This window comes from Bacillus paranthracis (genome assembly GCF_001883995.1).
Lineage (GTDB): Bacteria > Bacillota > Bacilli > Bacillales > Bacillaceae_G > Bacillus_A > Bacillus_A paranthracis.
The window spans coordinates 76,206-92,126 of sequence record NZ_MACE01000049.1; the positions used below are offsets into that span (position 1 = coordinate 76,206).

General features: G+C 33.7%; 14 protein-coding genes. 4 read left to right on the top strand and 10 right to left on the bottom strand.

Annotated features, from left to right (window positions below):
• Nucleotides 1–20: 20 nt before the first annotated feature.
• Entirely contained in the window at nucleotides 21–791 is a 771-nt protein-coding gene (gene dhbA, locus BAQ46_RS17335) for a 2,3-dihydro-2,3-dihydroxybenzoate dehydrogenase (protein WP_001048422.1), read from the bottom strand.
• A 622-nt stretch (nucleotides 792–1,413) separates the two neighbouring features.
• Complete coding sequence (locus BAQ46_RS17340; RefSeq protein WP_000748916.1) at nucleotides 1,414–2,616, bottom strand: L-lactate MFS transporter; 1,203 nt, start codon at nucleotides 2,614–2,616, stop codon at nucleotides 1,414–1,416.
• 566 nt (nucleotides 2,617–3,182) lie between these two features.
• Between BAQ46_RS17340 and BAQ46_RS17350 the strand changes: the two genes are divergently transcribed.
• The gene (locus tag BAQ46_RS17350; protein ID WP_000646792.1) at nucleotides 3,183–3,368 is read left to right on the top strand and encodes a YkvS family protein; all 186 of its coding nucleotides are present in this window, start codon (nucleotides 3,183–3,185) and stop codon (nucleotides 3,366–3,368) included.
• Between the two features lie 58 nt (nucleotides 3,369–3,426).
• On the opposite strand, the gene BAQ46_RS17355 is transcribed toward BAQ46_RS17350, so the two are convergent.
• The gene (locus BAQ46_RS17355) at nucleotides 3,427–3,726 is read right to left on the bottom strand and encodes an ArsR/SmtB family transcription factor (protein ID WP_000214794.1); all 300 of its coding nucleotides are present in this window, start codon (nucleotides 3,724–3,726) and stop codon (nucleotides 3,427–3,429) included.
• A gap of 327 nt (nucleotides 3,727–4,053) precedes the next feature.
• Between BAQ46_RS17355 and BAQ46_RS30715 the strand changes: the two genes are divergently transcribed.
• Nucleotides 4,054–4,227: a hypothetical protein gene (locus BAQ46_RS30715; RefSeq protein WP_001142747.1), complete on the top strand. Its 174-nt coding sequence runs from the start codon at nucleotides 4,054–4,056 to the stop codon at nucleotides 4,225–4,227.
• A gap of 222 nt (nucleotides 4,228–4,449) precedes the next feature.
• Here the strand turns inward: BAQ46_RS30715 and BAQ46_RS17365 are convergent, their stop codons facing one another.
• From BAQ46_RS17365 to BAQ46_RS17380, 4 genes are all read right to left on the bottom strand, one after another.
• On the bottom strand, nucleotides 4,450–7,539 hold the full coding sequence (locus BAQ46_RS17365) for an AAA family ATPase (RefSeq protein ID WP_071742229.1): 3,090 nt from the start codon (nucleotides 7,537–7,539) through the stop codon (nucleotides 4,450–4,452).
• Nucleotides 7,536–8,693 (bottom strand): exonuclease SbcCD subunit D, encoded by a 1,158-nt coding sequence (locus BAQ46_RS17370; RefSeq protein WP_000765138.1) that lies wholly within the window; start codon nucleotides 8,691–8,693, stop codon nucleotides 7,536–7,538. The genes BAQ46_RS17365 and BAQ46_RS17370 overlap by 4 nt, the downstream gene beginning before the upstream one ends.
• Before the next feature lie 15 nt (nucleotides 8,694–8,708).
• A complete protein-coding gene (locus BAQ46_RS17375) occupies nucleotides 8,709–8,948 on the bottom strand; it encodes a DUF2584 domain-containing protein (protein WP_000667348.1) in 240 nt (79 codons plus the stop codon).
• Nucleotides 8,949–9,132: 184 nt separating this feature from the next.
• A complete protein-coding gene (locus BAQ46_RS17380; protein ID WP_001145041.1) occupies nucleotides 9,133–9,390 on the bottom strand; it encodes a hypothetical protein in 258 nt (85 codons plus the stop codon).
• A 316-nt stretch (nucleotides 9,391–9,706) separates the two neighbouring features.
• Here BAQ46_RS17380 and BAQ46_RS17385 point away from each other — a divergent pair, with 316 nt between their 5' ends.
• Nucleotides 9,707–10,762: an enoyl-CoA hydratase/isomerase family protein gene (locus BAQ46_RS17385; RefSeq protein WP_071742230.1), complete on the top strand. Its 1,056-nt coding sequence runs from the start codon at nucleotides 9,707–9,709 to the stop codon at nucleotides 10,760–10,762.
• Nucleotides 10,763–10,985: 223 nt separating this feature from the next.
• Nucleotides 10,986–11,618, top strand: a complete 633-nt coding sequence (locus BAQ46_RS17390) for a LysE family translocator (protein WP_000572339.1) — start codon at nucleotides 10,986–10,988, stop codon at nucleotides 11,616–11,618.
• A 70-nt stretch (nucleotides 11,619–11,688) separates the two neighbouring features.
• Here BAQ46_RS17390 and BAQ46_RS17395 read toward each other — a convergent pair whose 3' ends face one another.
• The 3 genes from BAQ46_RS17395 to BAQ46_RS17405 are packed head-to-tail and all read right to left on the bottom strand — an operon-like array spanning nucleotide 11,689 to nucleotide 15,802.
• Nucleotides 11,689–13,149, bottom strand: a complete 1,461-nt coding sequence (locus tag BAQ46_RS17395) for a CoA-acylating methylmalonate-semialdehyde dehydrogenase (RefSeq protein WP_000633358.1) — start codon at nucleotides 13,147–13,149, stop codon at nucleotides 11,689–11,691.
• Between the two features lie 36 nt (nucleotides 13,150–13,185).
• On the bottom strand, nucleotides 13,186–14,076 hold the full coding sequence (locus tag BAQ46_RS17400) for an NAD(P)-dependent oxidoreductase (protein WP_000719437.1): 891 nt from the start codon (nucleotides 14,074–14,076) through the stop codon (nucleotides 13,186–13,188).
• A gap of 16 nt (nucleotides 14,077–14,092) precedes the next feature.
• Nucleotides 14,093–15,802, bottom strand: a complete 1,710-nt coding sequence (locus BAQ46_RS17405; protein WP_071742231.1) for an acyl-CoA dehydrogenase family protein — start codon at nucleotides 15,800–15,802, stop codon at nucleotides 14,093–14,095.
• Nucleotides 15,803–15,921 lie beyond the last annotated feature (119 nt).

A 15,921-nucleotide genomic window follows, 5' to 3' on the forward strand; every position in this document is an offset into this window, starting at 1 on the left:
GTAACCCCCTGAATTTTTTATTAAACGCCTAATGTAGCTCCGCCATCAACACATAAATTATGCATTGTAATATGACTAGCTTTATCTGAAGCTAAAAACAATACTGCTTCAGCAATTTCTGAAGGCTGTGCAATTTTTTGTAACGGTATACCGAGTCTATATGTACTTTGAGAACCAGCAATTATATTTTTTTCTCCATTCTCATCAGCCCATAGTAACCTTTGCATTTCAGTTTCAGTAGAACCTGGAGAAACTACGTTACAGCGAATGTTATACGCTGCAAGTTCTAATCCTAAACATTTCATAAACATCGTCGTAGCAGCTTTTGATGCAGCATATGCAGCCATCTCCATTCTCGGCGTATTTGCTGCATTTGAACCAACTGTAACAATTGCCCCTGACTTTCTTTGCATCATATGTTTACTTACTGCTCGGGACATATAGAAAACTCCTGTAGAATTTACAGAAAACGTTTTATTCCAATCTTCATCACTTAACGAGTGAATCGCTCCCATACGTAAAACCCCTGCAACATTTACTAATATATCTATTGGAGCTATTTCATTTTCAATATCATTTACCATCTGTTCAACTGCGGTACTATCACTCACATCTAAGCAAAACGTTTTCAAATGTATTTCATTTAAGAGTTCGTTTAATCCCTCTTCATTTTGATCAACCGCAATAACTGTAGCTCCTCTTTCTAAAAACATTTTAGCAACAACACTACCTATACCTTGAGCTGCACCTGTTACTAAAACAGTTTTCCCATCAAATTCCCCTAAGTTCATTTCCTCTATCCTTTCATTTAAAAATCAATCTAATTAAATAAATAATGATAATGATTATCATTATTGATGTAAAAAATAATACACTTACTAAACTAATTGGTCAAGTGTACTTTTCATTAAAATATTATTCATTGATAATGTTTTTCATTTAATGTTCTTACACCGAAATGATAATCTTTCTCAATAAACTTGTCAACCTATTTTTATTTTTCAGATAAAAACTTTAGTGCTTTTCAATACAATTACATCTAAAAGTATTAATAAACACTTACATTAATACTTTAATTCTTACTCCTCTTTGTAAAAATTGAAGATGATAAACTGAAGGTCTCTTCAGTTACAAAGCCTTAACAAAAAGTCGAGCATTTATTTTCTCAATATTTGTCTGAAAATATATCTTGCAAACATCAATTCATATTTTCTTTATTATTTAAGATTTAATACATATTTCGAATACGATGCATCGATTTATTATATTCCAATATAATCCAAACGGATATTTCACTCACTTTTATATCAAAAAAAATAAAAAGTAATTTAACCTTGTTAAAATAACTCAAAAAAGCACCCTATTTAACAGGATGCTTTTTCGTAACTATAGTGTTATAGAAGATTTATATACTTATGCTACGCTGCGATACGCTTCTTCTTGTTCTTTTTTCTGTTTAGGTGCTCGAATTAAAATTGCGATAATGAATGACACGACACATAGTACGCCAATCACCATAAAGGTTGGTTTGAATCCACCTAGAAGTGCACCGATAAAGGAACCTGCAAGCGCTCCAAATCCAAATCCTTGATACACAATTCCGTAATTCTTACTATGGTTTTTCATACCGAAGAAATCACCAACAATAGCTGGGAAAATAGTAATATTTCCACCAAAACAAAACGCTACACTTGCTACACATACGAAGTAGATACCGTAATTCAAATCTACGAAACTTAGAACTAATACCGAACTCGCCATAACCACAAAAGTACCCGTAACGATTTTTAAACGACCAATTTTATCTGATAACGGTCCTAGAATAATACGACCTAATGTGTTAAATATTGCAACCATAGCCACCGCATTAGCTGCTGTCGCTGCACTAAGCCCTACAAGTTGAACACCAATGTCTTTTACCATACCAATTAAGTATAAGCCACTCATACATGATGTAAATAACATGATGAATAATAAGTATACTTGTTTTGTGCCTAACATTTCTTTCATTGTATATTCATGAGTGTTTGTTTCCTGAACTGCACCTTGATCAGCAGCTTGATGGATTAAACAAGCTCCAAGGACAATCATAGCTGTAACAATTAAACCCCAATATATAAACGCTTGCGATACACCAACGGAATCGATTAACTTTGCATTTATATATTTGAAAATTAAGCTACCTGTACCATATGCAGCTACAGATATACCAGAGATTAAACCTTTACGTTCAGGGAACCACTTAATTAAATTAGATAGTGAAGTAATATAAGCTGTACCATCTGCGTAACCTACAACAACTCCTGCTAGTATATAAAGCAATATTAACGAAGAAGCTTGTGAACTAAGTACTAATCCTAGTCCTAATGCTAGTCCAGCTATCATAATAAGTTTACGAAGTCCCCATTTTTCTTGCAATTTACTTGCAAATAAAGTTGAAAATGCTAAGGAAAGACTAGTAATTGAGAAAGTTATCGCAACCGCGTTAAGACTCCAACCGTATTTACTAACTAAAGGCTGATTGAATAAACTCCATGTATATATCGTTCCAAGTCCCATTTGAACTATTACTGTACCAAGGACAACAAGCCATGGATTAACCTTTGATTTTTTCATACCTTTCCGCCTCCTCTTTCTATTTCAATGCTTTTCGCTAAGTCTTGTTTTTTTATGTTCATTTTGGTCATCTCTTTTGATTTAACACCTTCATTGTATAAGATGTTTTCAGTTATGTAAGCACTTACAAGGCAGGGCGTCAAAAACATGGAATCAGTTACAGAAAACGAAGGATGAAATACAAAAAAATGTTTTTTAAATACGTAATAGTTGTTCATATTGTTTTGTATAAGTTAAATTTACATATGTTTTTGAATCCTTTTTTCAATAGTAAAACAATAAAACCGTCTCTTTAATAAACATTAAAGAGACGGTTTTATTAAATTAATTCATAAGCCTGACTTTCTTTATACATTTATAATTGTTTCTTCAAATGTAATAATTGGCTCTACAAATTCCATCATAATGAAAGCATTTTTAATACGTCTTGTTAAAACTTCTTTTAATTCTGCACACATAGACTACAAATATTTTTTTGATAAATAAAACTAAATATTCACTAATATACTTATACGTGGTTTAATATATATAATAAAAAATATTTCTGTCTTTAATGAGGAGGTACTATGAAAGCAAACGTAGGGGATACTATACTTTTTCAACGAAACAATTTAAAGATTACAGGATCTGTATTAAAACTTTATACTGAATCGGTCTTAGTTGAAATTACAAATGTAAGCGGTGGTACTTTTGAATTTGATCGAACAATTGTAAATCATAAAAACTATAAAGTTTTAAATGCAAATACATAAAACAACCCAAAATAGCCCCTGCTAAACAGCAGGGGCTATTTTATATAAAAATATTTCACTAGTTTATATACCCTAAAACATTAACAATCTTACTCGCTTTTAAATTGTTAATATGATAATAAATTTCTAAACCTCTTCTCTCTGCTCGTAACACTTTACCCTTCATTTTTGATAAATGTTGTGAAACAGTAGATTGCGGGATGTTCAGTAACTCTGTTAATTGTGTTACATTACAAGTTTTTCTTGTACTTAATTCATTTACAATTTGCAGTCGGATTGGATGCGCCATAATTTTTAAAATATCTACATCTTCTTCTGAAACTAAAGTTTTTTTCATTTCACTCGTATATGTTGTCATAAGACATTCCCCTTTTATATGAATTCCATTTTTATAAGATCTATTTCCAAAATTTTTAAAACCCTCGATTAAAACTTTCATATAGAAATAAAAGGATTTTAAATTTTTGAAAACAGAACTTACATTCACTTTATTTATTTGGTACATATACATAATACAATGTTAATATGTGCTCTATGTGAAGTTCGCATAAATTTGTAATGAAGATTTTTCAAATAATTCACATCTAACTACATATTTCCTCCTAACACTATCCAGTGATTTTAACATATTTTAGGCGTTTGTATATACTATCTACAAAATAAATGTTATTTAGGGGGAATTCAAATGCCTACAATGTTACAAGAAGAAGTTGAAGAAGCGCGCGAAACATATGTCAGTCGTATCATTTTGGTCGGTGGATCGGCTTTATTTTTAGTAGGCGGTGTTATCTCGGCAATTTCGGCTTTTAAAGCTTATAATCGTTTGGAAAATACGCCGTCTTCTACAGATAACTCATAGGTGAATTATCTAATTTTGAATAACAAATAAAGAGGCTGTCCCAAAAGATGCTTTTTAGCCAAAATCGTATAAAAAGTGAAAGGCAGAAATGTTGATTTTATAACATTTCTGCCTTTTCGATTTCATGTGATCTTACTTCGAAAGAGACTTATGAGACAGCCCCTTTATTTTATCAAAAGTTCTATACTAAAGAATCGCAAATAATATGAATTACAATTGAACTTACTTCACCACAAACCGTGTCTGACTACACCCATCCTTCTGCTTCGTTACTTCTAATACAGCTGGCATTGCGTTTTTCAGCTCTTGAACATGTGAAATGACACCGATAAATCGGCCTGATTTTTGTAAGTCAATTAATGCATCTACTGCTTTCGTTAATGACTCCTCATCTAATGAACCGAATCCTTCGTCGATAAACATCGTTTCGATTGAAATACCGCCTTCATACGCTTGAATGACGTCTGCCATGCCGAGCGCTAAGCAAAGTGAGGCATTGAATTTCTCGCCGCCAGATAATGTTTTTACATCGCGTGTTTGGCCAGTATATGCGTCGTATACATCTAACCCTAATCCACTTTGACGATTTCTCTTTTCAACTCGTTCACTTCGTTTTAAATAAAATTGTCCATTTGATAATTTACGTAATCGTTCGTTTGCAATTTGAACAATTTGTTCTAAATACTCAATTAAGATGTAACGTTCAAATGATATACGGCTTTCGTTATCACCTTTCATTACTTCATATAAGTCAACAAGTTCTTGGAAAGCTTTTTCTTCCTCATGAATTTGCTCATCAATACGTCTAATATTTTCATGTAAATCAGAAATATATGTTACCGCATTTTGCGCACGTTGACGTTTTTCTTTAATGATATCAAGGTTAATTTCTAGATCTTTTATATGTTCACCTAACGCTGTAATATCCATATACTCTTTATCTTTTAATTCACCCTGTAACTCTTCAATTTGTTTTGCAAGTACTTCAAGAGATGAATAATAGCTTTGAATTTCTTTTTGTAACATATCCATCTCGGCATCACTTAATTTCGCTTCTTTATACGTAATTTGATCTGTAAATCCACTCTGTTCAAGCTCTTTCATAAAGCGCGTGAAAGTCTCTTCTTTCTTCGATTTTGCACTTTCAAATTGATTAGAAGCACCTTCCTGTTCTGCTTGAATACGTATATTTTCATTTTGCCAATGTTGATACGCCTCCTGCACTTTCTTCCATTCGTCCTCCATTAATTTGAGCTCATGCATAGCTTGGTCAAACTGGACTTTCCAAGCTTGGACTGTTTGTAAGTTTTCAGGAATGTTTTTCTTATCATGTTCATATGACGTACGAAGCTGCATACAATCCATTTCTATACGGTGCTGTTCTGTTTCTACCTCATGTTTTTGTTTCTGAAGTGCATCTACTTTTTCTTCTATGCTTTTTATTTTCACAGCTGTTTGCTTACGCGTTTCTTCACTTGCTTTTAACGTATTCACTTCAGTTGCTAATTGTTTTCCTTTTTGAACAAGCGCACTATATGTTTCAGCTAATTCTTCTGAGCGATAACCTCGCTTCTTAACCTCTTCTATTACTTGTTCATATTGAAGATGATAGAAATTCCATTTCTCCTCTACTTGCACATGTAATTTTTCAGCAATGTTCTTCTTCTCTCTTAAATCATTTAACTCTTTTTCATTGATGGCATCACTTTGCTCTGAAGCTTTTTTCGGATGGTTCGTGCTGCCACATACTGGACAAGATTCACCATCATGTAGATGAAGAGCTAATATACCAGCTTGTTCACTTAACCAGCGACGTTCCATATTCTCATATGCACGAACTTTCTCTTGCATCTTAATAAATGCAGTTTCTTTTTCTTGCTCGAATTTTTGTTTTTCTTGCCATACGTCATATGCTTGCTTTAAAACTTTTGCATCTTCTCGCATATTCGTTAGTTCTTCTACTTTATCTACATATCGTTCAAGCGCTCGCTCTAATTGCTGTAATTCACCAGACATTAGCTGTTTTTGATTTGTATTCTCTTCTAATTGTCGATCTAAGTTTTGCATACTTTCTTTTAATTTTCCTAGTTGAATTTCTGCATTTTGTAAATTCAACTGTTTCTCAGCTAATGATGCAATAATCGGTTGTAACTCTTCTAATCTTTGAACAAGTTTTTTTGCATTTTCTCTCTCAGGTTCTTTATTCTTTACTGCTTCATATTTCTCCTGAGCAAGTTCAAAATTATTCATTATATTTTCTTTTTTAGCGATAATTTGTTTTAACAAACTTTCAGCTTTCTGCTCATTTTGCATTGCTTCTTCGTACCACTGTTCAAATGGTAATAAGCGCTTCGTTTGTTCCGCAAGCTTAAAAGATATTTCTTTCATTTCAATTACTGAACGTTTTTCTTGTAAAGTATTATATTTCTCATTCTTTTGTTGTAAATCTATAAATTTCTCATTTACAGACTTCGCTGCATGAAAACGTGTTTCAGCATCCTTTAATTGCTTCGTTTGAATATCTTGTTCTACTTGTAATTGCTCCACCTCTGCCTTATACGCAGCTGTCTCTTGTTCTAATGCCTCTACTACTTGATGCGTATTTACATGGTCTTGTTCCACTAATGTCTCTAATAATGCTCCATCACGAATTGGTAATTTAAAAACATTACGGAAATATAACTCTCGCTCTTTCTGTTTTTCTTGTAAGACGTCTTTCCATTGTTTTCGTTTTTGGTCAAGTAACTCACGCATTAACTTATAACGATCTGTTTTAAAAATACGACGCAAAATCTCTTCTTTGTTTTCTGTCTCAGATGTTAATAGTTTTCGGAATTCCCCTTGCGGTAACATAACAATTTGGCTAAATTGATGTTTACTTAAACCAATTAAATCTTCTACTTTTTTATTTACATCCGTTACATGGAAACGATCAACAGCCGGAATCTTCTCTTCATCAATTACTTCATATAATTCTACTGCATGTCCCGTAATCGTCTTGTTCCCTTGTTTTTTATGTCCCAGTTGTCGTTTTATTTCATAACGTTTCCCTTTTAACTGAAAGGTTAATTCTACGCTTGTATACACATTATCATCAGCAAATTGACTGCGGAGCATGCTCGTATCACTTCGTTCTTCTCCGCTTGCCTCACCATATAAAACATAACAAATCGCATCAAAAATCGTTGTCTTTCCGGCGCCCGTGTTTCCAGAAATGGCGAAAATACGATGCTCTCCCAAATCGTCAAAATCAATTACTTCTTTCTGTTTATATGGGCCAAATGCCGTCATAATAAGCTGAATCGGTCTCATCCTCGTTCACCTTCCCGTTCTTGCACTGTTTGTAATACTTCTACAAATAGACGTTCTTTCTCTTCTGATAAATCTAAGCCTTTCATTTCTTTATAAAAAGCCTTTAATAATGATAAATCATCCATTTTATGTCTTGAAACAGTTACTTCATTTGACTCAGTGAACTCTCGTCTTTGAATGGCTCTTTCAACATGCATTGCATTTGGATAAACAGAGCGTATTTTTTCCATTGGCTGCAAGACAGGATTTTCATCTAATAATTTTACAAACACGTAATCTTCACTTACTGGATGTTGTAACAATTCATCTATTTTCGCTTCTACTGTTCGCATTTTACGGCGTGGTGTAAGTAACCTTTTTTCAATTGTTACTTCACCTTGCTCGTCCAATTCCACAATATAATATCCTTTTTTATGTTTTTCTTCAGAAATAGAATATGCAAGTGGAGAACCTGAATATCGAATTGTCTCATTACGTACAAAATGCGCTTGATGTAAATGTCCAAGCGCTGTGTAATGAAACTTATCAAAATAATGACTATTCACGTATTCAGCACCACCAATTGAAAGCGGTCGTTCAGCATCACTTGTATTCTCTTCCGCTTCGCCCGCAGAAGTTACAAATGCATGACCAACAAATACATGTCTAGCTTCTTTATCCATCGTTTCAGAAAGCTCATTCATAAAAATACGCATCGCATCATCATGAGAACGTACGTCTTCGTTTTTCAATACATGTCTCACTATGCTTGGATCCGCATAAGGAATGAGATGGAAGTGAACCTCCCCATATTCATCATTTAATATAATTGGCTCATATGGAAATTGAAATTGCCCCACAATAAATAATCCTTGTTTCTTCATTAAACTACTTCCAAAATGAATACGATCTGGACTATCATGGTTTCCTGCGACTGCAATAACTGGTGTTTGTAAATCAATCACTATTTTTTGCAGCACATCATTTAATAAGTCTACTGCTTCCGTAGGTGGAATTGCTCGGTCATATAAATCCCCTGCAATAATTACGGCATCTGGTTTTTCTTCTTCAACAGCTTGTACAAACTGATCTAATACAATCTTTTGATCTTCAGTCATATACACGCCATGAACAAGCTTTCCTAAATGCCAATCGGCTGTATGAAATAACTTCATGGTTTCCTGCTCCTTTTAATTTACTGAATTTAGTGATACAAGTTGATAGTTTATTGTAGTTTTTCCGTTCTCCCATTCTAACTTTTGTATCATTGCACTACCGATTCTTTCTTCATTTGATTTATATAAAGGTAATATTTCTTGAACTGTAAATAAGTGATAACCATCCAATTTTAATTGAAATATGTTTTCTTCTATATGTAATCTTACTTCTTTTTCATTTGAAATAATTTTTGTGTGCATCTCAAATTTCATGATAGATACAACCCCTTTTTCTAATCTCTACACTATTAATAGTATATTGGCTATGCAAGATTGACAAGTAAATACACGGTAAAGTACATACTTTTCTATTGCGATATGTTTTTTTAATTTCACATATAATACGGTATGTGAAATTTTATTCTTTCCAAAAATAAAAATGTCTCATATGACATCTTTATTTTTGGATAAATTCTTTCATTACATAATATAAAACTGTAATGAAAACAATCGCTACAAAAAATGAAAATACTGCAACAATGTACCCATCTTTATTTAATAAAATGCAAAAAGAAATAGATATGATAAAAATCGGAAATACAAGTCGTACTTTATCCTTCACTTCCTCTGTCGTATCTGTATGATGAAAATATTGCGTTATCCCTATCATTAAAGAAGACAAAATAATCACCGACAATAGTAAAGGTACTGGCATTCCGATTTCTCCTTTCTCTATTTCTAATGAAAAGCAATTTTTCTTTCATTATAATCACTTCAAATACTCTTTTCGAAGTGATTATGTACAATTTACACATATATAATAGCGTGTTTATCATGGTAACTTCAAATAATTACAATTACAGTAATGTTGTAATATTCATTTTCAACCTCCAAAATCCTGCAAATATAACTCGTCAAAATATGCAGTGGATAAATTAACATATACCGCCAACTTTAGACAAAATTTATAAAGGACATTTCAGTACGTATAAAGAATTAAGAATAAGAAGATATGTAAGGGAGGATGAATTATGACTGAACACGTTTTATTTTCTGTTAGCGAAAACGGCGTTGCATCAATTACTTTAAACCGCCCAAAAGCACTTAATTCTTTATCTTATGACATGTTGCAACCAATTGGGCAAAAACTGAAAGAGTGGGAACATGATGAGCGAATTGCGCTTATCGTATTAAAAGGAGCTGGCACAAAAGGTTTTTGTGCAGGTGGCGACATTAAAACTCTTTATGAAGCACGTTCAAATGAAGCTGCATTGCAGCATGCGGAACGTTTCTTTGAAGAAGAGTATGAAATTGATACATATATTTATCAATATAAAAAACCGATTATCGCTTGTTTAGATGGAATTGTAATGGGTGGTGGTGTCGGTCTTACAAATGGTGCGAAATACAGAATTGTAACTGAGCGTACGAAATGGGCAATGCCAGAGATGAATATTGGCTTCTTCCCAGACGTCGGTGCTGCTTATTTCTTAAATAAAGCTCCAGGGTATGCCGGCCGCTATGTCGCTTTAACAGCATCTATTTTAAAAGCTTCTGACGTATTATTTATAAACGCTGCTGATTATTTTATTGCATCTGATTCATTACCAAATTTCCTTACTGAACTGGAAAGTGTAAATTGGTCTAAAGAAGATGATGTACATACTCATTTAAAAGAAGTCATTCGTACATTCGCAACTGCTCCAACATTAGAAAGCGAGCTTGCTCCTTCATTAGAAGAAATTAATTCACATTTTGCATTCGATACAATTGAAGAAATTATTCATTCATTAGGGAAAGATCAAAGTTCCTTTGCTTTAAAAGCGAAAGAAACGTTATTATCAAAATCTCCTATTTCACTAAAAGTAACATTAAAACAGTTTATTGATGGACAAAATAAGTCCGTTGAAGAATGTTTCGCTACTGACCTTGTACTTGCTAAAAACTTCATGAGACATGAAGATTTCTTTGAAGGAGTACGATCTGTTGTCGTTGATAAAGACCAAAATCCAAATTATAAATATAAGCAGTTAAGTGATGTTTCAGAAGAAGATGTAAACCGGTTCTTTAACTTACTTAATGCGTAAAGTGAGAATTTAATAAGTAGGGTTTATCTCCCTCTTATTATTAGTAGAAGCAATCGCCCTTTCATACGGGATTAAATTGGGGCTATATAGTCGTATAATTACACGCCTATATAGCCTTTTTCCTATTTAATAAATTTTAATAAAATTTAATTTTATTAAACCGAATTATGTGCTACACTATTTTTAATTAAATATTCTAAAAATAAAAGAAGGAGGAGCGACTATGATTGAAAATTATTTTCTTTTCATCATTATGTCTATTTGTCTTATTATTTTACCTGGTCCTGATACTGCAATGGCTACGAAAAACACATTAGTTGCTGGTAAGGTAGGCGGGGTGAAAACAGTGTTCGGTACATGTGTTGCACTATTGATTCATACTTTAGCAGCAGTAATCGGACTTTCCGCACTTATTGTAAAGTCAGCTCTTTTATTTTCTATTTTCAAGTACGTTGGAGCTCTATATTTAATTTATATTGGTATTAAAGCCCTTTTAGCAGTAAGAAATAAAGAAGGCGTCAATACGAACGATATATCTTTGAATAACGCAAACGAGAATACTTCTTGCTTTCGCCAAGGGTTTCTTACAAATTTATTAAACCCTAAAATCGCAGTCTTCTTTTTAACATTTTTACCGCAATTTTTAAATCCAAATCATAATACGTTTATCCAACTTCTTATAATGGGCCTTACTTACCTAGTTTTAACAGTTATTTGGTTCGCTTTTTATATATTTTTAATTGATAAAATTAGTGCTTTTATGAAAAAACCGAAGACACAACGTTATATTCAAGGGTTAACGGGAATTGTCTTAATTGGTTTTGGTATTAAACTCGCTTTTGAAAAAAGCAATTAACAAGAAGAAAACCACCACTATGAATAGTGGTGGTTTTCTTTTAACAACTGATTTGGCTGTCTACTTTATATTAAAACCAGCGCTCAGTTACAACTTTTTTACGTGTATAGAATTGAACGCCATCTGTACCATTTGTACCTAAATCACCAAAGAATGAAGCTTTATTTCCTGCGAATGCGAAGAATGCCATTGGTGCTGGAACGTTTACGTTTACACCGATCATGCCCGCATCGATGTTATCACGGAACGTTTGTGCATGTTTACCGCTTGATGTATAAATAACCGCACCATTTGCAAATTTAGATTGATTTGTTAGTTTAATACCTTCTTCTAAATCTTTAACACGTACAATGCTTAATACTGGAGCAAAAATCTCATCTTGCCAAATTTTCATTTCTTGATTTACACCGTCAAAGATTGTCGCACCTACAAAGTAACCTTCTCCAACTTCTTCCTTAATTTTACGGCCATCTACTAATAAAGTAGCTCCATCTGCTACACCGCTGTTAATATAGCCCAATACGCGTTCTTTATGAGACTCACGAATTAATGGTCCAACATAATTATCTTCGTGGAAACCGTCACCTACTTTTAACTTCTTCGTCTCTGCTACTAGTACGTCGATGAACTCATCTGCAATTTCATCAACTACTGCTACTACTGAACATGCCATGCAGCGCTCTCCACTACTTGCAAATGCAGATCCAATTACACCTTGTACCGTTTTCTCAAGATTGCAATCTGGCATAACAATCGCATGGTTTTTCGCACCAGCTAACGCTTGTACACGTTTCCCATGTTTCGTACCTGTTTCATATACGTAACGAGCTACCGGCTCAGATCCAACGAACGAAACAGCTTGAATATCTTTATTTTCTAAAATGCTATTTACAACATCTTTTCCGCCTTGCACTAAATTTAATACGCCTTTCGGGAAGCCAGCTTCATAGAATAACTCTACAAGTCGCTCTGCTAAAAGTGGCGTTCTTTCAGATGTTTTTAATACGAATGTATTACCACAAGCAATTGCAAGCGGGAACATCCATAATGGAATCATCATCGGGAAGTTAAACGGCGTAATTCCAGCAACAACTCCAATTGGGTAGCGCCAAATTGATCCATCAATGCCGCTTGCAATATTCGGAAGTGCTTGTCCCATCATTAAATTTGGAGTAGATGTTGCAAGTTCTACTGCTTCAATACCACGTTGTACTTCACCAGTTGCATCCGTTAATGTTTTACCATTTTCTAGCGTAATGATTTTTGCAAGTTCTTCTTTGTTTTCTTGTAAAAGCTGTAAATATTTATACAATTGTCTTGAACGATTCGGAACTGGTACTTTAGACCATGTTTCGTATGCTGCTTTTGCCGCTTCAACAGCTTTTTCAACATCTTCTTTCGGAGATAGCGGAACGTAAGCGATAATTTTTCCAGTCGCCGGATTTGGAACTGCTTCTACTTCTGTACCAGTAGATTCTACCCACTCACCATTAATATGATTTTTTACTCGTTTAATTTCAGTTGTAATCATTATATTCTCTCCTTTTTTATGATGTTTATAAGTCTATTATTTTTGATTAGAAATTAATTGTTCACTAACTTTCTTATATAAAGCAGCCATATCGTTTTCACCATACCCAGCTTCACTTGCTTCTTCATATACGTTTAATAGCATTTCGCTTACTGGTAAGTGAAGCTCACTTTCTTTCGCTAAATCTACTGCAAACCCTAAATCTTTCTTTAATAAATTTACAGTAAAACCTGGCTCGTAGTTTTCTGATGCAATAAAACTTTTATAATTGCGCTCATAAATTCTACTTTGACCATAGCTTACATTTAAAATATCAAACATTTTATCTAAATCCATATTGTTCTTTTTCGCTAATGTTAAAGCTTCACTCACACCAGCTGTATAAAAACCAATTAATAGGTTATTAATTAATTTAACTGTTGTCCCACTATCAATTTGCTCACTAACATGGAAAATGTTCGCACCTAATACACCCATGATAGATTCCGTCTTTTCATATACCTTTTTTGATCCACCAACCATAAATGTTAATGTACGGTTTTCAGCTCCAATTACCCCACCACTAACAGGTGCTGCTAAAAAGTCTACTTTCTTTTCCTTTGCAGCTTCCTCTAACTGTTTGTTTAACTGTGGAGATACAGTACTTGTATCAATTAAAACTACATTCGAGTGACTATTTTCAAATAATCCTTCTTCGCCAAAATATACCGCTTCAACAGCGCGAGGTGAAGGTAAACTTGTAAAAATTACATCGCATGTTTCTGCTAGTTTTGAAATTGATAAGCCGATAATTCCGCCTTCTTTTTCAAAAGAAGCTTCAGCATTTTTATTTAAATCCACACCATATACTGTGTAACTTGATTTAACTAAATTTTTAGACATCGGAAGACCCATGTTACCTAAACCGATAAAACCAATCTTTTTCATATCGCTTTCCTCCTATTTACACAATATACTTTCCGCGATTTATAATAGCTTTCGCAATTTCTCTCTTTTTTGTAAATACGTTCGTGTATAAAGGCACTAATAATTGACGAATTTCAGTTAAAATCACGTGTCTATCTTGTTCTTCTGTAATAGCCGCGGAAAGTATAGAAATCGCTGATTCTTCTACTTTGCGATAGCCTTCTTCACAAATAACGTCAGTTATCATTTGTTTCGTACGCTCTTTTTCTGCACCATTTTTACTAATTGCTTTACTCGTACGTAAAAATGCTGATTCCATGACGTACACGTCCGTTAACATATTTGATAATACACGTGAATATTCTTGCTCTTGATCAATTTTTAAACCTGGAGTTTTAGAGAGCGTTTTCAAAGATTGTTTCAACAATTTTTTCGCTAATAAAATGTAACGATGGTTTCTTTCGACATTTTCTACATCAATCTCTATTTCAGTATCTTCAATTTGTTCCATTTGCTTCATTAACATTTTGGCAACTGTTAATCTATTAATTTCGTTCGTCCCTTCAAAAATACGACTAATTCTAGCATCACGGTATAATCGTTCTACTTCATACTCTTGCATATAACCGTAACCACCATGAATTTGTACAGCTTCATCTACGATATGACCAAGTGTTTCAGAAGCATTTACTTTATTCAGTGCACATTCAATTGCAAATTGAGACATTTTCTTCATAAGATCTTCATCGCTCTCATGAATTGCTTCATCAATTACACCTGCTGTACGATACGCTGCACTTTCTGCTCCATATGTAGCAATGATCATATTTGCAATTTTCTCTTGAATCATCGTAAAGTCTACTAATTCCGTTTGAAACTGTTTACGTTCTTTTCCGTATTGAACGGACAATCCAATTGCTTGCTTTGCTGTTCCAATATTTCCAAAGGCAAGTTTTAATCTAGCAAAGTTAAGAATATTAAGAGCTACGTGATGCCCTTTCCCAACTTCCCCTAAAACATTTTCAGCAGGTATGACAACATCTTCTAAAATAAGGGTAGCCGTTGAAGAACCTTTAATCCCCATTTTCTTTTCTTCTAGCCCAATAGATACCCCTTCACATGTTCTTTCGACAATAAACGCTGTCATTCCTTTATTTGTCTTCGCAAAAACAACGTATACATCTGCCATATGAGCATTTGTAATCCATTGCTTCTCACCATTTAACTTCCAAGCAGTACCATCTTCATTTAATACTGCACTCGTTTTTGCACTTAAAGCATCAGAACCAGCATTTGGTTCAGTTAAAGCATAAGCCCCAATCCATTCTCCTGATGCAATTTTCGGCAAATATTTTTCTTTTTGTTCTTTCGTTCCGTAATATATGTAAGGCAATGTACCTACACCTGCGTGTATATTAAATGAAACGCTAAATGCACCAGCGTATCCCATTTTTTCTGCTACAAGCCCTGAAACTGCCTTTCCTAATTCAAATCCGCCATATTCATCTGGAACCTCGATACTTAATAATCCAAGTTCTCCAGCTTTCTCAAACAATTGACGAGAAACTTTATAGTTATGTTGTTCAATATTCTCCATTTGTGGAACAATTTCTTGTTTAACGAATTGTTCAGTCGTTTTTGCGATTAAATCTTCGTCTCCTGAAAAATCTTCTGGCGTAAAGAAAGCATGATTCACATCTTTATTAAGTGAAAAAAATTCATCCCACGGTAACTTCGTTTTCTCCATCTGAATCCCCCTATCATTTCGGCCTTACTTGCTACTACATATGCTCGTCTACGATGAGTGGAATATCTTATTTTTGAAAACAGAAGGCGATGAATTTTCACATCAAGCAGTTTGTCTTG